Source organism: uncultured Xanthomonas sp. (assembly GCF_964278005.1).
In the GTDB taxonomy this organism is placed as follows: Bacteria; Pseudomonadota; Gammaproteobacteria; order Xanthomonadales; family Xanthomonadaceae; genus Xanthomonas_A; species Xanthomonas_A sontii.
This window is the reverse complement of the sequence record NZ_CAXYKF010000023.1, coordinates 170143-194972: the sequence shown is the minus strand read 5'-3', so window position 1 is coordinate 194972 and position 24830 is coordinate 170143. Positions and strand designations below refer to the sequence as shown.

16 protein-coding genes and 1 pseudogene are annotated in these 24830 nt (G+C 68.6%); 6 read left to right on the top strand and 11 right to left on the bottom strand.

Annotated features, from left to right (window positions below; genetic code table 11):
• Positions 1 to 43: 43 nt before the first annotated feature.
• From sppA to ACHWVH_RS15200, 3 genes and pseudogenes are all read right to left on the bottom strand, one after another.
• Positions 44 to 1942, bottom strand: coding sequence for a signal peptide peptidase SppA (gene sppA, locus ACHWVH_RS15210; RefSeq protein WP_267085811.1), 1899 nt, complete (start codon positions 1940 to 1942; stop codon positions 44 to 46).
• A gap of 76 nt (positions 1943 to 2018) precedes the next feature.
• The gene (locus ACHWVH_RS15205) at positions 2019 to 3389 is read right to left on the bottom strand and encodes an MATE family efflux transporter (RefSeq protein ID WP_017911990.1); all 1371 of its coding nucleotides are present in this window, start codon (positions 3387 to 3389) and stop codon (positions 2019 to 2021) included.
• 628 nt (positions 3390 to 4017) lie between these two features.
• Positions 4018 to 5001: pseudogene (locus ACHWVH_RS15200) on the bottom strand (hypothetical protein); the annotation flags it as partial.
• Between the two features lie 696 nt (positions 5002 to 5697).
• On the opposite strand from ACHWVH_RS15200, the gene ACHWVH_RS15195 reads away from it, so the two are divergent.
• Positions 5698 to 7887, top strand: a complete 2190-nt coding sequence (locus tag ACHWVH_RS15195) for a primosomal protein N' (protein WP_267100259.1) — start codon at positions 5698 to 5700, stop codon at positions 7885 to 7887.
• A gap of 305 nt (positions 7888 to 8192) precedes the next feature.
• On the opposite strand, the gene ACHWVH_RS15190 is transcribed toward ACHWVH_RS15195, so the two are convergent.
• Complete coding sequence (locus ACHWVH_RS15190) at positions 8193 to 9926, bottom strand: VanW family protein (RefSeq protein WP_394687488.1); 1734 nt, start codon at positions 9924 to 9926, stop codon at positions 8193 to 8195.
• Between the two features lie 195 nt (positions 9927 to 10121).
• Here ACHWVH_RS15190 and ACHWVH_RS15185 point away from each other — a divergent pair, with 195 nt between their 5' ends.
• Positions 10122 to 11426, top strand: a complete 1305-nt coding sequence (locus ACHWVH_RS15185; RefSeq protein ID WP_267092866.1) for an NAD(P)/FAD-dependent oxidoreductase — start codon at positions 10122 to 10124, stop codon at positions 11424 to 11426.
• A gap of 57 nt (positions 11427 to 11483) precedes the next feature.
• A complete protein-coding gene (locus ACHWVH_RS15180; protein WP_026144447.1) occupies positions 11484 to 12101 on the top strand; it encodes a trimeric intracellular cation channel family protein in 618 nt (205 codons plus the stop codon).
• A 124-nt stretch (positions 12102 to 12225) separates the two neighbouring features.
• On the opposite strand, the gene rpoH is transcribed toward ACHWVH_RS15180, so the two are convergent.
• From rpoH to rhlB, 6 genes are all read right to left on the bottom strand, one after another.
• Positions 12226 to 13104 (bottom strand): RNA polymerase sigma factor RpoH, encoded by an 879-nt coding sequence (rpoH, locus tag ACHWVH_RS15175; RefSeq protein WP_026143641.1) that lies wholly within the window; start codon positions 13102 to 13104, stop codon positions 12226 to 12228.
• A gap of 218 nt (positions 13105 to 13322) precedes the next feature.
• Positions 13323 to 14054, bottom strand: a complete 732-nt coding sequence (gene ung, locus ACHWVH_RS15170) for a uracil-DNA glycosylase (RefSeq protein WP_043094536.1) — start codon at positions 14052 to 14054, stop codon at positions 13323 to 13325.
• A gap of 28 nt (positions 14055 to 14082) precedes the next feature.
• Positions 14083 to 14925, bottom strand: coding sequence for a response regulator (locus ACHWVH_RS15165; RefSeq protein WP_017909425.1), 843 nt, complete (start codon positions 14923 to 14925; stop codon positions 14083 to 14085).
• A 7-nt stretch (positions 14926 to 14932) separates the two neighbouring features.
• Positions 14933 to 15877 carry a permease-like cell division protein FtsX gene (gene ftsX, locus ACHWVH_RS15160; protein WP_010343178.1) on the bottom strand — a complete coding sequence of 315 codons (945 nt, stop codon included), beginning with the start codon at positions 15875 to 15877 and terminating at the stop codon, positions 14933 to 14935.
• Complete coding sequence (ftsE, locus tag ACHWVH_RS15155; RefSeq protein ID WP_043094534.1) at positions 15874 to 16560, bottom strand: cell division ATP-binding protein FtsE; 687 nt, start codon at positions 16558 to 16560, stop codon at positions 15874 to 15876. Before ftsE ends, ftsX begins: the two co-directional genes overlap by 4 nt.
• 73 nt (positions 16561 to 16633) lie before the next feature.
• Positions 16634 to 18391, bottom strand: a complete 1758-nt coding sequence (gene rhlB, locus ACHWVH_RS15150; RefSeq protein ID WP_295926368.1) for an ATP-dependent RNA helicase RhlB — start codon at positions 18389 to 18391, stop codon at positions 16634 to 16636.
• Positions 18392 to 18593: 202 nt separating this feature from the next.
• On the opposite strand from rhlB, the gene trxA reads away from it, so the two are divergent.
• Positions 18594 to 18935 carry a thioredoxin TrxA gene (gene trxA, locus ACHWVH_RS15145; RefSeq protein WP_017908556.1) on the top strand — a complete coding sequence of 114 codons (342 nt, stop codon included), beginning with the start codon at positions 18594 to 18596 and terminating at the stop codon, positions 18933 to 18935.
• A gap of 242 nt (positions 18936 to 19177) precedes the next feature.
• Positions 19178 to 20974: a transcription termination factor Rho gene (gene rho / locus ACHWVH_RS15140; protein WP_295926364.1), complete on the top strand. Its 1797-nt coding sequence runs from the start codon at positions 19178 to 19180 to the stop codon at positions 20972 to 20974.
• Between the two features lie 375 nt (positions 20975 to 21349).
• On the opposite strand, the gene ACHWVH_RS15135 is transcribed toward rho, so the two are convergent.
• On the bottom strand, positions 21350 to 23722 hold the full coding sequence (locus ACHWVH_RS15135; RefSeq protein ID WP_295926361.1) for a hypothetical protein: 2373 nt from the start codon (positions 23720 to 23722) through the stop codon (positions 21350 to 21352).
• Positions 23723 to 23977: 255 nt separating this feature from the next.
• Between ACHWVH_RS15135 and ACHWVH_RS15130 the strand changes: the two genes are divergently transcribed.
• Positions 23978 to 24790, top strand: a complete 813-nt coding sequence (locus ACHWVH_RS15130; RefSeq protein WP_295926359.1) for a hypothetical protein — start codon at positions 23978 to 23980, stop codon at positions 24788 to 24790.
• The last annotated feature ends 40 nt before the right edge of the window (positions 24791 to 24830 follow it).

Below are 24830 nucleotides of genomic sequence, written 5' to 3'. Positions count from 1 at the left end.
CGACGCGCTCGCAAGAGCGCGCCGCTGCCGGCGCAGGGCCGGCTTACAGACCGCAGAAGCAGTAGGCCAGCGCCTTCACCGGCGCGCCCGGACGGGTGTCGGCCGCGTCCTTGACGAAGCGCAGCTGGGTGTCCAGTTCCGGCAGGCTGCGCGCCAGCAGGGCGTGGCCCAGCGCCGAGTCGCTCAGCATCCACACGCCCAGGCGGCTGCCGGCGAACCCACTGACGAACTGCGCTAACGGCGTGGCCGGCTTCTCGACGTAGCGCACCCGGTACTTGTCCGGGCCGCCCAGCTTGGCGCGCGCGGCGGCATCGGCCACCGCGTCCTTGAAGCCGCCGAACGCGTCCACCAGCCCGCGCTCCTTGGCCTGCGCACCGCTCCACACGCGGCCGCGCGCGACCTGGTCGATGGCCTCGACCGACTTGCCGCGCGCCTGCGCGACCTTGCCGGTGAAGTCGGCATAGCCCTTGTTGATCACCGACTGGATCAGCTGGCCCACCGCCGGATCCATCGGCCGGGTCATGTCGAACGCGCCGGCGAAACGGGTGGTGCCGACGCCGTCGGTATGCACGCCGATCTTGTCCAGGGTGCGGGTGATGTTGGGGATCATGCCGAAGATGCCGATCGAGCCGGTGATCGTCGACGGGTCGGCGTAGATGCGATCGGCGTTCATGCTGATCCAGTAGCCGCCGGACGCAGCCAGGTCGCCCATCGACACCACGACCGGCTTGCCGGCGGCCTTCAGCGCCACCACCTCGCGGCGGATCTGCTCGGAGGCGAACACTTCGCCGCCGGGCGAATCCACGCGCAGCACCACCGCCTTGACCGCGTCGTCGTCGCGCGCCTGGCGCAGCAGCGCCGCGGTCGACTCGCCGCCGATGCGGCCGGCCGGCTGTTCGCCGCCGCTGATCTCACCCGCGGCGACCACCACCGCCACCTGCGGACGCGAGTCCACCGGCGAACGGCGCAGGTCCAGCTGCTGCAGGTAGCCGTCCAGGTCGACGTTGCGGTAGCCGGTGTCGGCATCGTCGTCGGCCACGCCACGCTTGGCCAGCAACTGCTCGACGTCCTCGCGGGTCTTCAGGCCGTCCACCAGCTTCTGCTGCAGGGCGAACTTGGCCAGGTCGCCGCCGGCGGCGGCCACGCCCTCGGGCATGGTGTCGATGCCGGCGTTGATCTGCTCAGGCGCCAGCTTGCGCGCCTTGGCGATGTCGGCCACGTAGCGCTGCCACACATCGTTCATCCAGAACAGGTCGGCTTCCTTGGACGCCGCCGAGGCCGCGTCGAGCACGTACGGCTCGGCGGCGGACTTGTATTCGCCGACCTTGAACAGGTGCACGTCCACGCCGAGCTTGTCCTGCAGGCCCTCGCGGAAGTACTGGCGGTAGCGGCCGAGGCCTTCCAGGGTCATCGAGCCCATCGGGTCCAGGTAGACCTCGTTGGCCTGCGCGGCCAGCAGGTACTGCCACTGATTCAGGTTGTCGCTGTAGGCGACGATCTGCTTGCCGGAGCTGCGCAGGTCCTGCAGCGCCTTCTCCACCTCGCGCATCGAGGCGAAGCCGCTGGGCTGCAGCTTGTCCAGGCGCAGCGCCACGCGCTCGATCTTCGGGTCGGTCTTGGCCGCCTCGATGGCGCGCACCAGGTCGCGCAACTGGATCTCCTGCGCGCCCTTGTCGTTCATCGCCTTGGCCAGCGCGCGGCTGACCGGGTCGGCGCTGAACTGCTCGACCAGCTTGCCTTCCGGCGCGATCAGCAGCGTGGTGCGGTCGCGCAGCGCCTTGCCGCCGTCGCCGCGCGCCATGGCGAACACCATCGCCAGCAGGATCAGCAACAGGAAACCGAAGAACACCAGGTTGAAGATCAACCGGCGGGTGAAGTTCATCACATCCCACAGGCCGACGAAGAAGTTGGCGACGGGGCTGCGACGCACGGGTTGGTTCATGGAAAGCTCCGAAAGGAAGGCGTCTTGCGCCTGCGCAGCATACCGGCTGCATCAGGCGCCGCACATGCGTCTGAAGTCAGGGGGCCGCCGGCGCGGCCAGCAGCCGCGCGCTGCTCCAGCGGAAACGCGCACCCATCATCACCGCGGCCGCGGTCAGCCCCAGGATCAGGCCGATCCACATGCCCTGCGGTCCCCAGCCCAGCCACAGGCCGAGGCCGGCGCCCAGCGGCATGCCCAGGCCCCAGTAGGAGCACAGGGCCAGCAACATCGGTACGCGGGTGTCCTTGAGGCCGCGCAGCGCGCCGGCCGACAGCACCTGCACGCCGTCGGGGAACTGGAAGGTGGCCGCGTACAGCAGCAGCGTGGAGGCCAGCGCCGCCACCGCCAGGTCGCTGGTGTAGACGCCGACGATGGCGTCGTGGCCGACCAGCAGCACCAGCGCCGACAGCGCCTGGGTGCCGAGCACGATCGCATAGCCGGCCCAGGCCGCGCCGCGCACGCCTACCGCATCGCCCGCGCCGGCGGCGCGGCCGACCCGCACCGTGGTCGCCTCGGCCACGCCCATCGGCACCATGAAGCACAGCTGCGCCACGTTGATCGCGATCTGGTGCGCCGCCGCCGGTACCTCGCCGAGCCGCGCGATCAGCAGCGCGGTGACGATGAACAGGCCGCCTTCCATCAGGATGGTCACGCCGATCGGCAACCCGGTCTTGAGCAGCCCGACGATCGCGCGCAGGTCCGGCGCCTCGAACCGCGCGAACAGGCGCAACGGCGCAAAGCGCCTGGACCGCGCCAGGTAGATGGCGAAGCACAACGCCTGCGCCCACATCATGATCGCCGAGGCCATGCCCAGGCCGCCGGCGCCGTGCTCGCGCAGACCCCACAGGCCGAAGGTCAGCGCATAGCCGAGCGGCGCCAGCAGCAGCAGGCCGCCGAAGCCGAGCAGCATGGTCGGCAGGGTCCAGTGCATGCCTTCGCTGAGGTAGCGCATGCAGAAGTACAGCACCAGCGCCGGCACGCCCCAACGGATCGCAAGCAGGAAGTCGCGCGCGCCGGGCACGATCTCCGGGGCGATGCCCAGTTGCGGCAGCGCCATCGGCATCACGCTGAGGAACGCGAACATCAGCAGGCCCAGGCCCAGCGACAGCCACAGCGCCTGGCGGAACAGCGGCCCGATCTGCGCATGGCGCTTGGCGCCGTCGAGCTGCGACACCGAGGCGGTCAGGGCGATCAGGGTGCCGATCGGGATCATCATCGGCAGCCACAGCAGCGCGGTGCCGACCGTCACCGAGGCCAGCGTGCGGGTGCCGTGGTGGCCGGCGATCACGTTGTCGACGAAGCTGATCAGGCCGGTGGAGACGTGCCCCAGGACCAGCGGCAGGGCGAGCTGCGCGGTGGTGCGCAGTTCGCGGCCCCGGACCGAGGCCGGGGTGGAAGACGAAAACATTGCAAGACTCTGGCGATCCCGCCGACTGCGGCCGCGCAGACAGCGCCGGCACCGGGTGGCGGAGGCCGGGCATTCTACCCGCTGCGGCGGATGACTGCAGGAGGAGCCCGGACCCGGGGCTCGGGACCGGGTGCCCGGAACGCCAGGCGCCGCGGGCAGTTCAGCGCGCGGCGCGCTGCTTCAGCCAGGCACCACGGCTGTCGGCGCCCTGCGCCAGCAGGTCGCGGCGCAAGGCGGCACGGTCCTGCGGCGGGGTACGTTGCGACAGCAGCGCCAGATGCTCGCGCTGGTCCGCCGGCAGGCCGCGCAACAGGCCCAGCAGTGCCTGCCGCTGCGCCTCCGGCACGTAGCCCAGCAGCGGCTGCAGCGCCCAGAACTCGGCACCCAGTTCCGGGCCGAGCAACCAGCCGTGGCGCTCCAGGGCGTCCATCTCGGCGAACTGCGCATGCAGGCTGTGCTGCTGCTCGATCGGCAGGCCGGCGAAGGCCGTGGCGACCTGACGCAGCCGCGCCTGCGCCGCCGCCGGCAGCGCATCCCAGGCGGCCTGGCGCGCGCGCAGTTGCGCCGGGGTCAGCGCCGGTGGCGTGGTCGCCGCGGGCGCGACGGCCGGGGCAACGGTGGCAGCCGGCGGGGCTTCGGCGGCCTCCGCCAAGTCGGCCGCGCTGGGAGCACTGCGCTCGATCCGCGGCGGCGGCGCGCCGGCCGCGTACCACGCATAGAAATCCAGGTCGTAGATCGCCGGCTCCGGCAGCGGCGCCGGCGGGTCGGCCGGCAGCGGCGGCGCGCTGGCGGTGTCCGACTCCGGCGGCAGCACTTCCACCTGCACCGGGCCGGTATCGCCCAGCGCCAGGCTCGCGTCGCTGCCACCGGCCGCGGTCGCGGCACGGGACCGATGCCAGGGCAGGCGGTCCCAGAACAGCGTCCCGACCAGGGCCAGGACCACCACCGCGATCACCGCCCCGGCCAGGCGCGTGCGCAGGGCCGAGCGCGCGGCGCGGCGGCGTGGACGCGCCGCGGCCGCGGCAGAGGCCGGCGCCTTGGCCGGCGCAGGCGAGGCCGTGCTGCCGGCGATCGCCGCATCGCGCAGTTGCGCCAGGGCCTGCAGCCGCGCCGGCGGCAGGTCGCGCAGACACTGTTGCGCCGCGTCGGCCAGCGCGCGCCAGCCGGCCGCATCCGGACGCCCGCCGGCGTCGCGCGGACAGGCCCGCGCCAGCGCCTGCTGGTAGTCCTCGGTGGTCAGCTGCAGCACCTGCGCAGCCAGCGGCTCGTCCAGTCCGGCGACGATGCGCAACAACAGCGCCAGGCGGTCGGCCGGCTGCAGGCTGCGCAGATGCGCCAGCGGCGCCGGCCAGGCACCGTCGGCGGCATCGGCCTGGCGCAGGGTGGGCACCGCAGCGAGCAGCTTCCAGAACCGCAGCGGCCAGTCGGCCATCGGCAGCGCCGCGGCGTGGCTGCGGAAGGCCCGCATCGCCGCCGCCAGGGCCGGCATGCCGCGTTCGGGCCGGCCGCTCTGCAGGTCGGCCAGGACCGCGGCGCGGCGTTCGATGCCGCGCAGGAACGCGGCCAGGGCGGGCGGTGCGGCCACGCCGTCGGAAGGGGACGTGGCGGTCATCGGGACTCCATCATCGGCGCGATGATAGCGAGGCAGCCGCCACACCGCGCGCTTGACAGCGGCGTCCCGATCGGCTCACCCGCGGCCGTCGCGACGGCCGGTTGTGCACAGCGCCGGAAATTGGCCTGCGACAGGTCTTGTCAAGCCCCCGCGAAACCATGTTGCATCTGTGTTTCACGGCCAAGTTGTTGTTTCGAAAAGAATAAATGCGATTGGCGCTTTTTTGTCCAACTCGTGGCAGAGGCTTGTGAGTCCGTCTTCACGGCGTGGAGCATGCCCGTCATGCACAGCTTTATCCACAGCAGATGTGGATAAATTCGATTCCCCAAGCGCGGCGGCCATTTACGACCGGTTTATCACTTTGCGGGCAGCAATCGCGCGCAACTCCCGCCCCCCGGAACCCACTTGCCACGGCCGCTAGGGCGTGTCACCGATCCCCGAGCATGCCGCGCCGCGGTTGCGCGTGCTTGTGGCAAGGAAGAGCGAGGAAGTGGACGTGCGTCCACGCCCGAGCGATGACGCGGCCACGGGCACGCGCAACCACGGCCCTTCGGGTTGGGTCTGGCAGGCGCGCTGCCGACGCCGCGCGGCTTGACCTGACGGCCAGTCAGGCGCTGCGCCCGCAACGCCGGCAGCGCGCCTGCCAGACCCAACGCGGCGTACTCGGGGATCGGTGACACGCCCTAGACTAGGCGGATGCCCTCCCCCGCCGCCACGCTCCGCGTCGCCCTGCCCGTGCCGCTGCCGCAGGTGTTCGACTACCTGCCGCCGCCCGGGGGCACGGTCGCCGACGGCGACGTCGGCCGCCGGGTGCAGGTGCCGTTCGGCAACCGCGAACTGAGCGGAGTGGTCGCGGCGATCGGCCAGGTCGAGGACGCCGACGGCCTGCGCGCGGCGTTGGCCTGGCTGGACCCGGTGCCCCTGCTCCACGGCGAACTGGCCGAGTCGCTGCGCTGGCTGGCGCGCTACAGCCACGCGCCGCTGGGCGAGGTGCTGGCGACCGCCCTGCCGGTGCCGTTGCGTCGCGGCGAACCGCTGCCCGACACCCACGCCTGGGCCTGGCGCCTGACCGAGGCTGGCGCCAGCCACCGCGCCCGCGCCGGCACCCGCCCGCACCGCTTCGCCGCGCTGCTGGCGGACGGCGCCATGGACGAGGACCGGCTGGACCAGGCGATGGACGACTGGCGCAGCGCCGCGCGCGCGCTGGCCAAGCGCGGCCACGCCGAGCGCATCGCGGTGCCGGCCAGCGCCGCGGCGCCGCAGCCACAACCCGGTCCGCCCCCCAATGCCGAACAGCAGGCCGCCATCGACGCGGTGGTCGCCGCCGCCGGCTTCGCCCCGTTCCTGCTCGACGGTGTGACCGGCAGCGGCAAGACCGAGGTCTACCTGCAGGCGATCGCCGCCTGTCTGGCGCGCGGGCGCCAGGCGCTGGTGCTGGTGCCGGAGATCGGCCTGACCCCGCAGACCCTGGCCCGCTTCCGCGCCCGCCTGGGGGTGCCGGTGCACGCGCTGCATTCGGGGCTCAACGACAACGAACGCGCCCGGGTCTGGGCCGCCGCCTGGCGCGGCGAGGCGCGGGTGGTGGTCGGCACCCGCTCGGCGATATTCGTGCCGCTGCCGCGGGCAGGATTGATCGTGGTCGACGAGGAACACGACGGCAGCTACAAGCAGCAGGACGGCATCCGCTACCACGCCCGCGATTTCGCTTTGGTGCGCGGCAAGGCGCTGGACGTGCCGGTGCTGCTGGGCAGCGCCACGCCGTCGCTGGAGAGCCTGCACAACGCCACCGGCGGCCGCTACGCACACCTGCGCCTGACCCGCCGCGCCGGCGACGCCAGACCGCCGACGGTGCGCGTGCTCGACGTGCGCAAGCGCCCGCTGCAGGACGGGCTGTCGCCGGAGGTGCTGGCCGGGATCGGCACGGCATTGGCCGACGGCGGCCAGGTGCTGGTGTTCAAGAACCGCCGCGGCTATGCGCCGGTGCTGCTGTGCCACGACTGCGGCTGGACCGCGCCGTGCCAGCGCTGCAGCACCCCACTGCACGCCACACCGATGACCGTGCACGCCGGCGGCCGGCGCCTGCAATGCCACCACTGCGGCGCGCGCCAGCCGGCGCCGCTGGCCTGCCCGGACTGCGGCAGCCTGGCCCTGCAGCCGCAGGGCATCGGCACCGAACGCCTGGAGGAGCGCCTGGTGCAGGCATTCCCGGACGTGCCGGTGCTGCGCATCGACCGCAGCACCACCCAGCGCCGCGATGCGCTGGAGACGCAGTTGGCCACGCTCGGCACTGCGCCCGGCATCCTGGTCGGCACCCAGATCCTGGCCAAGGGCCACGACCTGCCGCAATTGAGCCGGGTGGTGGTGGTGGGCATCGACGAAGGCCTGTTCTCGGCCGATTTCCGCGCCAGCGAGAAGCTTGCGCAGCAGCTGATCCAGGTCGCCGGGCGCGCCGGCCGCGCCGCGCGCCCGGGCGAGGTCTGGCTGCAGACCCACCACCCCGCGCATCCGCTGCTGCAGACCCTGGTGCACGGCGGCTACCACGCCTTCGCCGCCGCGGAACTGGAGCAACGCGAGGCCGCCGGCTTCCCGCCGTTCGCGCACCTGGCGCTGCTGCGCGCCGAGGCCAAGCAGGTCGAGCACGCCAACGCCTTCCTCGCCGCAGTGCGCGCGCTGCTGCCGGTGCAGGACGAGGTGCAGCGCTTCGGCCCGATGCCGGCGCCGATGCCGCGCCGCGCCGGTTTCCAGCGCACCCAGTTGCTGCTGTCGGCCAACACGCGGCGCGCGCTGCACGCGTTGCTGGACGCGGCGGTGCCGGCGATCCACGCGCTGCCGCAGGCACGGCGGGTGCGCTGGTCGCTGGATGTGGATCCGCAGGATCTGTACTGAGATAGGCGCGCGGTGCGCGACGCAAGTCCTTCAATGCACCGATGACGTACATCGCTGGAGCGCCAGAGCGCGTCGAGCCAGCGATACGCAGGCCTTGCATGAAGCTGCAAATCGTCAGCACCGCACGCAATCCGCTTCCCTAGGGGCGGCTTCAGCCGCGACGGGCATTACCGGTAGGCTGAAGCCGCCCCTACGCGGCAGTGGCGCGTGTCGCCAGGCAGGGCGGCTCTGAAGCTGCTCCAGACGAACGCGCATCCAATCGGCGTGGAAAAGCAGACGGTGGCCCTAATGCCTACAGGTTTCGCTCAGTCCACCAGACCCAGTGCGTCGACCAATTGGGCGCGCAATGCAGCGCTGTCGCCGGCCTCCACGCAGCGCCACGCGCCAGCGTCCGCGGACAGGCCGCAGGCGGCGGTGGCGATCACCGGTTTGCCCAGCGCCATGGCCAGCAACAGGCCGCGCGGCTGTTGTTCGATCCACGCCGGCAGCAGCACCAGGCAAGCAGCGTGCACGCCTTCGGCCATCGACGCGACCCGCTGTACCGCGATGCCGTTCCAGAAGTCCGGCGTCTCCTGCGCACCGGGCGGCAGCAGCAACAACACCGGCAGGCCACGCACCGCCTCACGCAGTTCGTAGGCGCCCTTGCGCGCCAGCGCCGAGGCCGCCAGCAGTACCCGCGGTACGGCGTCCGCCGTGATGGCCGCATGCTCCGGCGCGGCTGCCGGGAGCGCCGGCCGTTGCCATTCCAGCGCGAGGCCGCGGCTACCGGCCAGCGCCAGCAGTTCGCGATGCGGCGTGATCCAGTGCCGCGCCTGCGCCAGTGCCGCACGCTCGGCGGCGACCAGCGCCGGATCGGCGCGGAAATCGCACAGCGTGGGACTGTGCGGATGCCGCTGCGCGGCCACGTCCAGGCGCGCCTGCAACAGGTGCATCGGCAAGGCGGTCATGTACACGTCCCAGCGCCGGCCCTGCAACTCGCCGGCCAGCCACAGCTCCGGCAACAGGCTCTGCGGCACCACCAGGTCGACATCGCGCGCGCCCAGGCGCCGCCGCAGCGCCTGCAGGCGGATGCGCTGCGCGCGCTGGCGCGCCTGCGGCAACGGCATGCCGCGCCACAACCACCAGCGCCGCAGCAGCGCCGCGCGCAAGGCCGCGACGCTGGTCCGCGGCAGCGCCAGCACGCGGTCGCCGGGTTGCTGCCGGCGTCGGCGGTCTTCGGCGAATTCCGGCCAGTCCTCGTCGACCAGCCAGGTGCGGTGCAGCCCATCGGGCACCGCTGGCACATGGCGATGGCAGGCACTGCGGCCGCAGCGGGTGCAGTCGTTGGCGGCGTCGACACCGGCCGGCGCGGTGGGTCGCTGCAGCGGCGGCAACGGCAACGCCGCCGGCGCCACGGCAACGCCACGGATGCGCACGTGCAGCGCTTCGCCGTCCAGCCACACCTCCAGCCGCCACGGCGCGGCGGCGCGCAGGCGCAGGTCCACGTAGTTCCAGAACACCACCGCGTCGCGGTCGCGCTCGGCCAGGGAGCCGGCAATCACCTGGGTGTGGCGGTGCCGCTCGACAATCTCCAGGCCTTGCCGCAGCGCCGCGTCGTAGATCGCATTTGACACCTGGCACAGGCCACCGCCGATCGACGGCACCAGGCAGCCCTCGCGCAGTTCGCGGCCGGCGACGAAGCCGCGACGGCGGGTGGCGCGGCCGAGCTGGCGCCAGAAACCGAAGGTCGCCCCGGCCGGCACCTCCACGCCGTGCAGCGCACGCGCGGCCAGGCGCAGGTTGTGGATCTTGCCGGCCACCAGCTGCGGTGCGGTCTCCTCGCTGTCGGGCCACAGCGCGGTGACCGATTCGGCACAGGTGCCGTCGGCGATCGCCAGGCCGGCGTCGCGCCGGTGCCGGCGCGGTCCGCCGCGCAGATCGTGCAGCGCGCGGCGCAGTTGCAGCGCCCGCGTCTTGGCCCAGAACAGCAGGCTGCGCCAGCGCGAGGGCAGCGGCGTCGGCGGCGGCGCCGACGCGCGCGCCTTCACTGTCGCTGGCATGAGCGTGCGTCCTCCATGTCGCTGACCGCGCTTGGCATCGCGCTACTATACGGACATGCAGGTCCGGCCCTCGACGTTCGCGCAGCGCCTCACCGGCAGCGCGCGTTCCAAAGGATCGGCGCGCCGCGCGGCTGCGACGCGACCGCCGCGCCGACAACGGACGCCTCCTCTCCCCTTCCCCTCCTGGAGTCCTGCATGGACGACACACGCGTGCCGCACCTGATCGTGGTCGGCGGTGGCTTCGCCGGCTTGTGGGCCACCCGCGCTCTGGCCAGGACGCCGCTGCACATCACCCTGATCGACCGCCGCAACCATCACCTGTTCCAGCCGCTGCTGTACCAGGTCGCCACCGCCGGCTTGTCGGCCCCGGACATCGCCGCGCCGCTGCGGCAGATCCTGCGCCACCAGGACAACGTCGAAGTGCGCCTTGGGGAAGTCGTCGACATCGACAAGCAGGCGCGGCAAGTGCGCCTGGCCGATGGGCAGACGCTGGCCTACGACTACCTGCTGGTCGCCACCGGCGCCACCCATGCCTATTTCGGTCACGACGACTGGGCCGCGCACGCACCCGGCCTGAAGACCCTGGACGACGCGCTGCAACTGCGCCGGCACCTGCTGCTGGCGTTCGAACGTGCCGAAGCGGAAACCGACCCCGCCGCGCGCGCGGCCTGGCTCAGCTTCGCCATCGTCGGCGGCGGCCCCACCGGGGTCGAGCTGGCCGGCACCCTGGCGGAGATCGCCCGGCACACGCTGAAGCACGAGTTCCGCCGCATCGACCCGGCCGAGGCGCGGGTGCGGCTGATCGAGGCCGGCCCGCGGGTGCTGTCCTCGTTCCCCGAACACCTCTCGGCCAAGGCGCAGAAACAGCTGGAGAAGCTCGGCGTGGACGTGCTGACCGGGGTCCCGGTCGCCGACATCGACGCCCATGGCTACCGCCTCGGCAGCACCTTCGTGCCGGCGCGCACCGTGGTCTGGGCCGCCGGCGTGGCCGCCTCGCCGCTGGCGAAGACCCTGCAGACGCCGCTGGACCGCAGCGGCCGCGTGCAGGTGCAGCCGGACCTGAGCGTGCCCGGCCATCCGGAGCTGTTCGTGGCCGGCGACCTGGCCGCGCTGCAGCAGGCCGACGGCCGCCCGGTTCCCGGGGTGGCGCCGGCCGCCAAGCAGATGGGCCGGCACGTCGCCGACACCCTGCGCCGGCGGCTGCGCGGCGACACCGCCAGCGTGCCGTTCCGCTATGCCGACTACGGCAACCTGGCCACCATCGGGCGCATGGCCGCGATCGTGCACCTGGGCCGGCTGCAGCTCTCCGGGGTGCTGGCCTGGTGGTTCTGGCTGGCCGCGCACGTGTTCTTCCTGATCGGCTTCCGCAACCGCGTGGTGGTGCTGCTCAACTGGGCCTGGGCGTACTGGAGCTACCAGCGCGCCGCGCGCATCATCCTCGGCGACCCGCCCGCGGCGGAGGACACGCAGGCGCAGCCCGCACCGCCCGTGGACAGGTGACACTGCAAGGCCGGGCTGCGATCCTAGCCGGCCTTTTTGCTGCAGCGCAGTGCCGTTTTGGCCACCTTCCTGTTCCTGCTCGACCTGCTGGGCACCTTCGTGTTCGCGATCAGCGGCGCCACCGTCGGCGTGCGCCATCGCCTGGACCTGTTCGGGGTGCTGGTGCTGTCGTGCGCGGCCGCGGTCTCCGGCGGCATCGCCCGCGACGTGCTGATCGGCGCCACCCCGCCGGCGGCGCTGGCCGACGTGCGCTATCTCGGCGTCGCCTGCCTGGCCGGGCTGCTGGCTTTCTACAGCCACCACACGGTCGAGCGCCTGCGCAATCCGGTGCAGATCTTCGACGCGATGGGTCTGGCGCTGTTCGCGGTCTACGGCACCAGCAAGGCGCTGGCGTTCGGCCTGGGTCCGCTCAGCGCGCCGCTGTTGGGCATGCTCAGCGGCATCGGCGGCGGCATCGTCCGCGACCTGCTGGTGGCGCGCACGCCGGTGGTGCTGCAGGCCGAGCTGTACGCGGTGGCGGCGCTGCTCGGCGGCGGCGTGGTGGCCGTGGCGCAGGTGCTGCACCTGCCGCAGCCCTGGGGCCTGGGGGTGGGTGCGGTGCTGTGCTTCGGCCTGCGCTTCATGGCGATCCGCTACGGCTGGCACCTGCCGGTGGCGCGTCCGCCGGAGTCGTGATCCAGCGCCGTGCGGACGGACTTCCGCAGCCGGCAGTCGCCAATCCGCGGGCAGCCCAGGACAAGAAAAAAGACCCGGCAATGCCGGGCCTTTTCGCGCGCTGCAATCGCTCGCCGCAGGCGACTCAGGCGACGAACAGCGCCTTCATCTTCTTCAGCGCGTTCGCCTCGATCTGGCGGATGCGCTCGGCCGACACGCCGTACTCGTCGGCCAGTTCCTGCAGGGTGATCTTGCTGTCGGCATCCAGCCAGCGGCGCTTGATGATGTCGCGCGAACGCGCATCCAGTTCCGCCAGGCCTTCGCGCAGCAGCTGCAGCTGGTTGTCCTCGCTGTCGGCGCGTTCGTAGGCCTGCGAGGGATCTTCCTCGTTGGCCATCAGATACGCGGCCGGCGACGGCGGCGCGTGGTCGTCGTCCTCGTCGGACGGCGCATCGAAACCGATGTCGCGACCGGACAGGCGCGACTCCATCTCCAGCACCTCGCGCTCGGACACGTTGAGGTCCTTGGCCACGGCGGTGACCTCGGCCGCGTTCATCCAGCCCAGGCGGGTCTTGGACTTGCGCAGGTTGAAGAACAGCTTGCGCTGCGCCTTGGTCGTGGCGACCTTGACGATGCGCCAGTTCTTCAGGATGTACTCGTGCATTTCGGCACGGATCCAGTGCACCGCGAAGCTGACCAGGCGCACGCCCATGTCGGGGTCGAAGCGCTTGACCGCCTTCATCAGGCCGATGTTGCCTTCCTGAACCAGGTCGCCCAGCGGCAGGCCGTAGCCGTTGTAGCCGCGGGCCACGTGGACCACGAAGCGCAGGTGGGAATGGACCAGTTCGCGGGCCGCGTCCAGGTCTTCCTGGTCGCGATATCGCACCGCCAGTGCACGTTCCTCGTCGGACGTCAGCACCGGGATCTGATGCACGGCGCCGATATAGGCATCCAGCGAACCGAGCGGACTGGGGATCGGGAGGTTGTTGGCAACCAATGCGTTGGAAGTAAGCGTCTGGCTCATAGGGCTCATCTTAGCAGTCTACTAATTGGACTGCTGGGTACAGTAAAAAGTTCCTGTGTTCTGTTTATGCAACATATGAATCAGGAATGACACTGCATCACAAGCCACTGAAACAATCGGGACGCATCGTCATCCCGTTCTCTGACCGCAAAAGTAGCAGCCGGTTCGCGAAAATGGCGTCCACGCCAGGCGACAGCGTCGCCCTGTCCAACCGCGGTTCAGGCGCCGCCCAGCACCGCTTCCAGCTCTGCGCGCGGCGGCAGACTCCAGTCGATGGGGGCGGCGCCGCGGCGCTTCAAGTACTCATTGGCCGCGGAGAAATGCTTGCAACCGAGGAAGCCGCGGTGCGCCGACAGCGGCGAGGGGTGCGGGGCCTTGAGCACACGGTGGCGGCGGGTGTCGATGACCTTGCCCTTGGCCTGGGCATAGCTGCCCCAGAGCAGGAACACCAGACCCTCGCGCTCGCGGTTGAGGGTCTCCACGACGTGGTCGGTGAAGCCCTCCCAGCCCTTGCCCTGGTGCGCGCCGGCGCGGCCTTCTTCCACCGTCAGCACCGCGTTGAGCAGCAGCACGCCGCGCTGCGCCCACGGCAGCAGGCAGCCGTGGTCCGGCCGGCGGATGCCCAGGTCGTCCTCGATCTCCTTGTAGATGTTCAGCAGCGACGGCGGCACCGGCACCCCCGGCAGCACCGAGAAGCACAGCCCGTGCGCCTGGCCGTAGCCGTGGTACGGGTCCTGGCCGAGGATCACCACCTCCACCTTTTCGAACGGGGTGGCGTCGAAGGCGGCGAATATCTGCCGCCCCGGCGGGAACACCCGCGCACCGGCGGCCTTGCGCTGGCGCAGGAAGGTGGCCAACTCGCGCATCTCCGGACGCAGCAGCCAGTCGCCGACCTGCGCCTTCCATGACGGCTCCAGCTGGATCCGGCTTTCGTCTTCGTTGTTGCTCATCGCTTCCAGGCTCGGGACATCACATCGGTCAGAAGGTCACCGCGATCTCGTCGAGCCGCGCCAGGCGCAACTGGAACAGCACCTTGGTGACCAGCAGGCGCTCTTCGATCGGTTTCTGCACCAGGTCGTTGGCACCGGCGCGCAGCAGCTCGGACTGGGTGTGCGGGTTGCTGTCGCCGGTCATCACCAGCACCGGCATGCGCCGCTTGCCGTAGGCGAAGTCGACGCGGATGCGCTGGACCACGTCGCGGCCGTTGAGCTCGCCTTTCAAGGTGACGTCGGTCAGCACCAGGTCGATGCGGCGGGTGGTGCGGCCCAGCGACTCGGCGGTCAGCAGGGCGAAGGCGTCCTCGGCGCTGAGCACGTGCACCACGTGCAGCTGCTGGCGCTCGAGCATGCGCTTGGTGGCTTCGGCCACCACCCGGCTGTCCTCGACGTAGAGCACGGTGGCGCCGGCCACCGGCTGCGGCTGCACGTAGCCGCGAATGAAGGTGGCCAGCGCCTCGTGGCCGAGCGCCTTGTCGAAGTAGTCGGTGACGTACTCGGTGAAGCGGCGCTCGACCAGGTGCTGCTGGGCGTCGCCGGAGACCACGATCACCGGCACATAGGCCTGGCCGGCGGCCTCGCGCACGCTGCGCGCCAGGGTCAGGCCGTCGCCGTCGGGCAGCCCCAGCGAGGTGGTGACCAGATCGACCGGACCGGCCTCCAGCGCGGCGCGCGCCTCGGCGATGCTGGCGCAGCCGACCACGGTCACGTCGGGCAGTTCGCGATGCAGCACGTCGGCGATGAGCTTGCGCACCAGCTTCGAGCCATCGACCACCATCACCCGGGGGGCGGCGCTGATCAGATGCTTGAGCTCGTGCCCGGCCATGTGCGCCTCAGGTGTCGGTGGGCCGCGTCTGGCGCAGGAAGTGGCCGGTCACCAGCCAGGCGCCGAGCCAGCCCAGCAGCAGGGTGCCGAGCAGGACGAAGCCGGCGTGCAACGCGTCCAGCCCGTGCAACACGAAGTGGCTGCCGTAGCTGTCGGCCAGTGCCGCCAGCGGCTGGCCCAGGGCCATGCCGGAGGCGGCGAGCAGGCCCAGCGCCAGCACTCCGGCGCCGAAACCGTACCAGGCGCCCAGGTACAGGAACGGGCGGCGGATGAAACCGTCGCTGGCGCCGAGCAGCTGCAGCACGCCGATCTCCTCGCGTCGCGACTGGATGTCCAGGCGCACGGTGTTGCCGACCACCAGTACCGCACCGGCGCCGAGCAGCAGCGACAGCACCTGCACCAGGCGTTCGCCGAAATGCAGCCAGCCGTCCAGGCGCTTGCGCCACAGCGCGTCGTGCTGGACCAGGTCGGCCTGCGGCAGCGCGGTCAGCGCGGTCGCCAGCGGGGTGTCGTCGGCCGCGGCCGGGGTGACGATCAGCAGCGTCGGCAGCGGGTTGTCCTGCAGCGCGTCCAGCGCCTCGCCCAGGCCGGCGCTGTCGCGCAGCTCGGCCATGCCTTCGGCGGGGGTGCGCAGCGTTACCGCGGCCACGTCGGCGCGGCCGCGCAGGGTCTGCGCCAGCGCCTGCGCCGCGGCGGCGTCGACGTCGGTCTTCAGGAACACGTTGATGTCGCGCGACTGCTGCACGCTGCCGGCGAACTGCTTGAGGTTGTCCAGGGCGATCGACAGGCCCAGCGGCAGGGTCAGCGCCAGCGCCATCACCGCCATGGTCAGCAGCGTGGCCCACGGCTTGCGCATGGCGCGGCCGAGGCTGTAGACGATGCTGTGCAGGTGGTGGTCCCACCACACGCCCAGCCGCGAGGGCGCCGCGGCGCCGGCGTTGCGCGCGCTCATTCGGCCAAGTCCTGCGGCGAGATGTCGTCGACCAGGCGGCCGTGGTCCAGGATCAGCACGCGCTTGCGCATCTGCTTGAGCAGGGCCAGGTCGTGGCTGACCACCAGCACGCTGGTGCCACGCGCCGGCAGTTCGGCGAACAGCTGCATGATCTCCGCGGCCAGGGTCGGGTCGAGATTGCCGGTGGGTTCGTCGGCGACCAGCAGCCGCGGTTCGCCGACCATCGCCCGGGCGATGCCGACGCGCTGCTGCTCGCCGGCCGACAGCTGCGAGGGCAGCGCCTTCTCGCGATGGCCCAGGCCCATGCGCTCGAGCACCGAGCGCACGCGCTTGCCGATCTCGGCGCGACGGGTGCCGCGCAGGATCAGTGGCAGCGCGACGTTCTCGGCGATGCTGCGGTCGGTGAGCAAGCGGTGGTCCTGGTAGACCGCGCCGACCTCGCGCCGGTGCAGCGGCACGCGGCGGCCGCGTACCTTCAGCAGGTTGCGCTCGCCGAACAGCACGGCGCCGCGCGAGGGCCGCTCGCTCAGGTGGATCAGCTTGAGCAAGGTGCTCTTGCCGGCACCGGAATGGCCGGTGACGAACAGCATCTCGCCCTCCTCGACCTCGAAGCTGACGTCCACCAGCGCCGCGTGGCCGCCGGCGTACTGTTTGCTGACATTGTCGAACCGCAGAACGCTCATCCGGCGATTATGCCGGAGCGGCTGGGGTGTTCGTCCACCGCGCGCCTCGCACGCGGCGGACGGCCGGTCCGGCTCAGGAGCTGGACACCAGCGAGCGCAGCTTGCGCCCCAGGCGGGTCAGGAACGAATCGTTCTTCGCCGCCGCACCACGCTCGGCCTGGCGCGCGGCCTTGACCGGGGTGGCCACGACCTGCACCGGCTTGGCCGGGGCCGCGGTCGCCGGAGCGGCGCTGCCGTTGCCGGCCTGTGCGCCCTCGGCGCCTTCCAGCGGACGCCCGCCGCGACGGCGACGGCGCTTGCGCGGCGGACGCTCGCCTTCGACCGCGGGCGCTGCGCCCTCGGCCGGCGCAGCGCGCGGCGGCTTGGGCGCGGGCGCCGGCGCGGCGGCAACCGGCGCAGTGCCGTCGGCCGCAGCGGCCGTGGCATCGGCCGGACGCGGCGTGCGCGGACGCCGCGGCTTGCCATCGGCGCTGCGCGACTCGCCACGGCCGCCCGGGCCGCTGCGGCCGCCGCCGGGCTTGCCGCGCCCGCCGCCGCGACGCTGCTCGTCGGCCTCGCGCTGGGCGCGGGCCTCGCGGAAGATCTCGCCGATGCTCTCCTCGCCATCGGCCTCGGTGGCCTCGCCCTCCACCGGCGCGCGCGGGGTGCGCGGCAGCGCCACCAGCAGCTCGGCGGTGACCGGCTCGACCGGGATCTTCTGCTCGATGTAGGCCTCGATGTCCGGCAGGCTCATCGCATAGCGCTCGCAGGCGAAGCTGATCGCGTCGCCCTCCTCGCCCAGCCGCGCGGTGCGGCCGATGCGGTGCACGTAGTCCTCGGCGTCGAACGGCAGGTCGTAGTTGTAGACGTACTTGACCCCGTCGATGTGCAGGCCGCGCGCGGCCACGTCGGTGGCCACCAGGATCTCCAGCTGGCCCTTCTGGAAGCGGTTGAGCAGGGTCTCGCGCTTCTTCTGCGGCACGTCGCCGGACAGCACGCCGACCCGGTAGCCGTGGCGCTCCAGCGCGCGCGCCACGCGCTCGACGAACGCCTTGGTGTTGACGAACACCATGGTGCGCGCGCCCTCGCTGCGCGACAGCAGACCCAGCAGCAGGGTCAGCTTCTCCTCGTCGGAGGGGAAGTAGATGCGCTGGCGCACGCGCGCGGCGGTGATGCTCTCGGTCTCGACGACGAGCTTTTCCGGCTCGTTCATGTGCTCGTAGGCCAGCTCCAGCACGCGGTGGCTGAGGGTGGCGGAGAACAGCAGGGTCTGGCGGGTACCGCGCTCGGGCATGCGCCGCAGCAGGAAGCGGATGTCCTTGATGAAGCCCAGGTCGAACATGCGGTCGGCTTCGTCGAGCACGCAGATCTCGCAGGCGTGCAGCGACACCACCTTGTGCTGCTTGACGTAGTCGATCAGGCGGCCGGGGGTGGCGATGATCACGTCCACGCCCTGCTGCAGCAGTTCGCGCTGCTTGTCGTAGTCCACGCCGCCATAGACCAGGGCGAAGCGCAGGCCCAGTTCGGAGCCGAACTTGACCGCGTCCTTGTGGATCTGGATCGCCAGTTCGCGGGTCGGGGCCAGGATCAGCGCGCGCGGATCCTCCGGCTTGCGGTCGGCCAGCGCCGGGCGGCTGAGCAGGCGGTTCATCACCGCCACCAGGAACGCCAGGGTCTTGCCGGTACCGGTCTGGGCCTGGCCGGCCACGTCGCGGCCGGGAAGGGCCACCGGCAGGGTCAGCGCCTGGATCGGGGTGCAGCGGGTGAAGCCGGCGCTTTCGAGGCCTGCGAGCAGCGCGGGCTGCAGTTCGAACGCGGAAAAAGTCACATCGGTCAGCGGTTTGTCGCTCATCATTCCATCTTCGTGAGGCCACCCCGCCCGAAGCGTAAGGTCGCGGCTTGCATCGGTCCCGGCAGCGTCGCACACTGGCGTCTTCCATGCCGGGTCGCGCGACAGGGGGAATCCCTTGAGATCGCCGCGCAATGCCCCAGTTTACCGCAATGCGGCGGCCACCCGGTCCGGCCAGTCGCATTGGCCCAGGAGAACCCCCAAAGTGAGCGACAAGGTCCTTTACGTCGGCGACGCCGATTTCGATGCCACGGTGCTGCAGTCCGACGAGCCGGTCCTGGTGGACTTCTGGGCCGAGTGGTGCGGCCCGTGCAAGATGATCGCGCCGGTGCTGGACGACCTCGCCGACGCCTACGACGGCCGCCTCAAGGTCGCCAAGGTCAACGTGGACGAGAACCGCGCCACCGCGATCAAGTACCACGTGCGCTCGATCCCGATGCTGCTGCTGTTCAAGAACGGCCAGATCCAGGCCACCCAGATCGGCGCGGTCGGCAAGGGCCAGCTGACCCAGATGATCGACAAGACCCTGGGCGGCAGCGCCGCCTGACGCCCGCTGCCGGCGTCCGCCCCGCAACCGGGGCGGCGCCGCGGCAGCCCGGCCGGCGCAGCATCGCCGGCGGCTGAATCGCCCACGAACGCCTGCTTGCCGTGCCTGCGTGGCGGTGATAGTGTCGATACATCCGGTGGCATTCGCACACCGCACCCCCTCTGGAAGATTCTCTCCCAGACCTCCTCCCAACCCCGTATGCCCCCACGCTGGGCGCTCGCACTCTTAGCGAGGAACACCACTTGTCCGATCACACCATGTCCGAACCCGGGAGCGCCGACGCCCCCGCCGAGAAGCGCGTGCGCAAGCCGCGCGTCAGCAAGGCCGCGAGCGGCGCGGAAGGCGCCGCCGAGCACGGCGCGCCGGCACAGCCGACCCTGCCGCTGAATCCCGCGCCCGCGCCTGCGCCCGTCCAGACCGAGGCGCCGCGCGCCGCGGCCACGGAGTCGGCTCCGGCCCCGGCCTCAAGCGGCGGCCAGAGCCACGGCGGCGACGCGCCGGCCCAGCAGGGCGGCGGCCAGGCGTCCGAAGGCGGAGAACCGCGCGAAGGCCGTGAGCCGCGCGACGGCGGCAACAACAACCGCTTCAACAACCAGAACCAGAACAACCAGAACAACCAGCAGGGCAACCGCCGCGACCGCTTCCGCAATCGCCGCGACCGCGACCGCAACCAGCGCGGCGGCGACCGCTTCCAGGACAACGGCCTGCCCAGCGACAACGGCGGCAACGAGCCGTTCGTGCCGCGCCCGCACGCGAGCGTGCCGGAAGGCTTCCCGATCTACTCGCTGAGCGACCTGAAGAAGATGCCGGCGCAGAAGCTGCTGGACATCGCCGAGCAGCTCAACATCCAGGACGGCGTGGCCCGCGCGCGCAAGCAGGACGTGATCTTCGCCCTGCTGAAGGTGCTGACCCGCCACGGCGAAGGCGTCGCCGCCGACGGCGTGCTGGAAATCCTGCCGGACGGCTTCGGCTTCCTGCGCGCGGCCGAGGCCAGCTACCTGGCCGGCCCGGACGACACCTACATCTCGCCCAGCCAGATCCGCCGCTTCAACCTGCGCACCGGCGATCACCTGTCCGGCCGCATCCGCTTCCCGAAGGACGGCGAGCGCTACTTCGCGCTGTCGATCGTCGACACCATCAACGGCGAGCCGCTGGAAGCGAGCAAGAACAAGGTCCTGTTCGAGAACCTGACCGCGCTGTTCCCGCGCAAGCGCTTCACCCTGGAGCGCGGCAACGGTTCCTCGGAAGACATCTCCGGCCGCATCCTCGACCTGATGGCGCCGCAGGGCAAGGGTCAGCGCGCGCTGATCGTGTCCCCGCCGAAGGCCGGCAAGACCATGCTGATGCAGCAGGTGGCCACGGCGATCACCACCAACCATCCGGACGTGCACCTGATCGTGCTGCTGATCGACGAGCGCCCGGAAGAAGTGACGGAAATGCAGCGCACCGTGCGCGGCGAGGTCATTTCCTCGACCTTCGACGAGCCGGCCGCGCGCCACGTGCAGGTCGCCGAAATGGTGATCGAGCGCGCCAAGCGCCTGGTCGAACACAAGAAGGACGTGGTGATCCTGCTCGACTCGATCACCCGCCTGGCCCGCGCCTACAACAATGTGGTGCCGTCCTCCGGCAAGGTGCTCAGCGGCGGCGTCGACGCCAACGCCCTGCACCGCCCGAAGCGCTTCTTCGGCGCGGCGCGCAACGTCGAGGAAGGCGGCTCGCTGACCATCATCGCCACCGCGCTGGTCGAGACCGGCAGCAAGATGGACGAGGTGATCTACGAAGAGTTCAAGGGCACCGGCAACAGCGAAGTGCACCTGAACCGCCGTATCGCCGAGAAGCGCGTGTACCCGGCCATCGACATCAACCGCTCCGGCACCCGCCGCGAGGACCTGCTGATCGAGCCGGAACTGCTGCAGAAGATCTGGATCCTGCGCAAGCTGCTGCATCCGATGGACGAGATCGCGGCGATGGAATTCCTGCTGGACAAGATGAAGAACACCAAGTCCAACGACGAGTTCTTCGGTTCGATGAAGCGCTGATTGCATCGAATAGCACTGGAATATAGGGCCTTCGGATTTCCGAAGGCCTTTTTCTTAGCGGGATGCGCCTGATTAAGTGCGGGTCGGGACCATAATTTTTGACCGCTCACTCTTACAACTAGATGGTGCCCCATTAGGATGGGATGTGAGCAGGAATCCCTATCTGCAAAGACTTTGGACAGTTCCTTCACGTAAGGATCAATGATGCTACCGCACCACGCGGAATCATCAATAGCACATGCATTGGCATGCTTTATACACAAACGCAACAGCATGAGGCGAAGCGCAAAATGAGCATTCGTCGCTCAAGTGCGCGCAAGCCCCTAAGCACAGACCAGCAACCCAAGCCAGCACCTATGTCTAAGATTACCTAGCCTAAACCCTCGTACGGCTTGGATCGCCCCATTCATGGAACGACTCCATCCCCAGATAGATATTCTGAGTCGCATCACCAAGCTCAGATATTGTTGAAATATGTCGCCAATTTGCGTATGGCTCCGGCTTCCCATCCCAACACTGGGGCGCATCATTATAAGCGAACAGCTCAAGCCCGGTTAGCAAAACCACTTGACAATGAGGCTTCCCCGCTAAGCGCAACTTTCGTTGACGAGTAACAAAAGACTTCAAAAGACATTTTTCTGAATCTTCAAACTCGCCACCAAACTTTGAAAAAACCAAGGTAGAACCAGGAAAATTCTTCCCGAGAAATTCCATTCTAGAGATATCACGAGATTTCAGGAGATCATAAGCCTTGCATTCACACAAAATCAATTCACTTTTTGAATTCCTCCACGATTCGTCCTCACAGAAGATTGCCAAATCCACCTCACACCTCACATCCCCTTTCAGCGCATTAAAACTTAAAAGAGGCGTCGTTCTTTTCATGCCAGCTCTGCTGAAATACTTCCATGTCAGAAGGACTGGATAAGCCCCGCCACCGTAGCCTCGGACATTAAAAGGTCCATGCGGCTTGTAACTCCACTCTCTTTCTCTTGGCGGAGCTGCGGAAAGCGAAAATTTGCTAAGGCATTGCTCACAGTCAATTTCTTCACTCAAACTCTCAACCGCCTTCCACATCCAGCGCTGACAGGTTGGACAATGCAATTGCAATCCCAAGCGCAAAACATTATCCTCCAAAAGACGGGAAATATACCTTGAGGGTTCAAAGCGCAGGCCTTCGGCGATTATAATTTTCCTAACCTCAGCATGAAGCGCGCTCTCCTTAATCCACCTAGGTGCTCTCGGTGAATCTGGACCATCATGCTCCTTCTTTTCCGAAGCATGCTTATCTAATATCTTTAGAAGTCGCTCCGAATTAATGGTGTATAGCCCACCCTCTCCGTGTAGGCTTCGAAGCATTTGGGTAGCAATCAGCCCTGGCGAGGACATCTCCACGCTCCAGCCCTTCTGTTTGAACCAGGAGAGCATTAAAGATTCTGCGGATGGAATTTCAAAACTTATTCTTCTATCATACGAAGATAAGCTATAGCTCAATCCAGTACGCGATACTCGAACCCCGCGATGGTGCCAATACCCAAAGCCTCCGATTGGCTCCGCCCCACCCTCCGGTAGAACCTCCGCCATAGGCATCTTCGCGCCGTAGATTCGATAAGAAATCTCGTTGACAAATTTCGGCAAACTCGAGACCCGTCCCCAACGAGGAATCTCGGGACTGAGAACTTTGAGGTTGATCCGATTTAGGTCACCATCCAAAGATGTTTCAGCATCTTGGGAATAGAAAGATATAACCCTCTCATCCGTGTTCTCTCGCGCCCATTTATCCCAAAGACGCGGATACCACGACCTCATCGCGCACTTAAGTTTCCCATCCCCTGCACTCTCTATATTGAGTGCCTTCACGAACGCCGCAACATCCTCATCCCTTAGGGAGCGACCTATTTGAAAGGTCGTATGATGATATGCTCCCGGCTCATGCGAATAGTTGCTTTCTACAAAACTTGCAACCCAAGACTTTAAGGATTCCGATGCAAACATTTGCTTCGGCGCGGGAATGACATAGTACCCAGCCGCACGCAAGTTCCAAAAATCTATTACATCCAGAGAACTTGTTGCATCCATACAATAAACACAGGCCTCACGCGGATAATACTCAACTCCAAAACTTCCAACTCGGCGAGGACTAAGATAACTAGGAGCTAACAGTGCTTCAAATCCATCGATCGAACATTTCTGATTTATAATTTTCAGCCTTCCTTCAAAATGCTTCATGATCATATTTCGCAGATCATTTGGCCAGTCACCAAATACACTCAGAAGGAACATCTCATGACGCTTGTCGAAAGAAGGAAGAAGAAGGCTCAAGTCGTCCTTTCGGACATATTTAAACTCCTTATCAAAAAGGCCCTGCACCATCTCAAAAGCACCTACACCTGCATCCGTTGCCCCGGTAGCAAGCACCCCTCCAAGTATTTCTTCTGACGTCAACGTAGTGCGTTTCGTGAGAGAAATGAACTCTTCTGAGCCTGGGCTTACAGGAACAATTACATCCGGATCGAAACCATCAATATAACCTTCGACCAGTTCTCGCGAGCTTATACCAGCCTTACCTAATCTACTCCATGCCCGCGGAACTCGACCGCTGTAGCAGGGAACTATTGGGTTAAACATCCCTCCCCAGAAAGTCGAACTCAAACGCAGCGCGTTCATTACGCCGCCTCGATCAGAAGGGTTCACTAAAAACGCCAGTCGCAAAGGCCGAAGCTTCTGGGTGACGGTTCCAATTGCCATTTGGCCTCCATGTCAGTCGTACATCAAAGTATAAAAATTGTTACGCCTCGAAACGCCAGCCAACTCAAGGACAAACGTCAATCTGAAGACAGAGACGGCGGGCCTTACGTGACGAGTCTGACCGGAAAGTGCGCTCTGCGCCTCTCTTACGACAGATCCATGTTGATCACAATGCCCACGCTTCGGCGCGGTATTCGAATTATGGCGACCACGTCGGGCTGGGTCCGACGGTCTTTCGACGTGGGCGCGGCTGAGATGGGCGGCATTCGCCCCGCCGTGTCCGCCGCCGTGTCCGCCGCCATGCCCGTCACCGCCAACACCGCCGTCAGCAAGGTCGCCCCGGTCACCCTCGGCTTCTGGGTGATGAAGATCTGCGCCACCACCCTGGGCGAGACCGGCGGCGATCTGTTGTCGATGACCCTGGATGTCGGCTATGCGCTGAGCAGCGTGCTGCTGCTGGCGGTCTTCCTGGTCTCGCTGTGGGCGCAACTGCACGCTCGCAACTTCCAGCCGTGGCGCTACTGGTGGGTGATCCTGACCACCAGCACCGCCGGCACCACGCTGTCGGACTACATGGACCGCAGCCTGGGCCTGGGCTACGCGCAGGGCGCGCTGCTGCTGGTGAGCCTGCTGGTCGCGGTGCTGGCGACCTGGTGGCTGTGCGAACGCAGCCTGTCGGTCGAGCGGATCGGCAGCGGCCGCGCCGAGATCTTCTACTGGCTGGCGATCCTGGTCTCCAACACCCTGGGCACCGCGCTGGGCGATTACCTGGCCGACAGTTCGGGGCTGGGTTTCGCCGGCGGCGCGCTGCTGATCGCGGCGCTGCTGGCGGCGATCGCCCTGGCCTACGCGTTCACCCGGGTCTCGCGCACGGCGCTGTTCTGGGCGGCGTTCGTGCTGACCCGCCCGTTCGGCGCCACCCTCGGCGACCTGCTGAGCAAGCCTGCCGGCAAAGGCGGGCTGGACCTGGGCACGGTCGGCGCGTCGCTGCTGCTGGCGGTGCTGTTGCTGGCGGTGCTGGTCGTCTCGACGCGACGCCGCGACGACGACCGCCGCGCGGCGCGCTAACGTCGGCGGGTGGTCTACGCTGGGCAGCCCGGCCTGTAAG

Excerpts from the sequence above, each read along its gene's own strand:
- ACHWVH_RS15165 (WP_017909425.1), bottom strand. The coding sequence starts at position 14,925 with ATGGCCGGGCACGAGCTCAAGCATCTGATCAGCGCCGCCCCCCGGGTG.
- ACHWVH_RS15130 (WP_295926359.1), top strand. The coding sequence starts at position 23,978 with ATGGGCGGCATTCGCCCCGCCGTGTCCGCCGCCGTGTCCGCCGCCATG.
- sppA (WP_267085811.1), bottom strand. The coding sequence starts at position 1,942 with ATGAACCAACCCGTGCGTCGCAGCCCCGTCGCCAACTTCTTCGTCGGC.
- ACHWVH_RS15205 (WP_017911990.1), bottom strand. The coding sequence starts at position 3,389 with ATGTTTTCGTCTTCCACCCCGGCCTCGGTCCGGGGCCGCGAACTGCGC.
- ftsE (WP_043094534.1), bottom strand. The coding sequence starts at position 16,560 with ATGAGCGTTCTGCGGTTCGACAATGTCAGCAAACAGTACGCCGGCGGC.
- rhlB (WP_295926368.1), bottom strand. The coding sequence starts at position 18,391 with ATGAGCGACAAACCGCTGACCGATGTGACTTTTTCCGCGTTCGAACTG.
- ACHWVH_RS15135 (WP_295926361.1), bottom strand. The coding sequence starts at position 23,722 with ATGGCAATTGGAACCGTCACCCAGAAGCTTCGGCCTTTGCGACTGGCG.
- ftsX (WP_010343178.1), bottom strand. The coding sequence starts at position 15,877 with ATGAGCGCGCGCAACGCCGGCGCCGCGGCGCCCTCGCGGCTGGGCGTG.
- ACHWVH_RS15185 (WP_267092866.1), top strand. The coding sequence starts at position 10,122 with ATGGACGACACACGCGTGCCGCACCTGATCGTGGTCGGCGGTGGCTTC.
- ACHWVH_RS15190 (WP_394687488.1), bottom strand. The coding sequence starts at position 9,926 with ATGCCAGCGACAGTGAAGGCGCGCGCGTCGGCGCCGCCGCCGACGCCG.
- rpoH (WP_026143641.1), bottom strand. The coding sequence starts at position 13,104 with ATGAGCCAGACGCTTACTTCCAACGCATTGGTTGCCAACAACCTCCCG.
- ACHWVH_RS15195 (WP_267100259.1), top strand. The coding sequence starts at position 5,698 with ATGCCCTCCCCCGCCGCCACGCTCCGCGTCGCCCTGCCCGTGCCGCTG.
- ung (WP_043094536.1), bottom strand. The coding sequence starts at position 14,054 with ATGAGCAACAACGAAGACGAAAGCCGGATCCAGCTGGAGCCGTCATGG.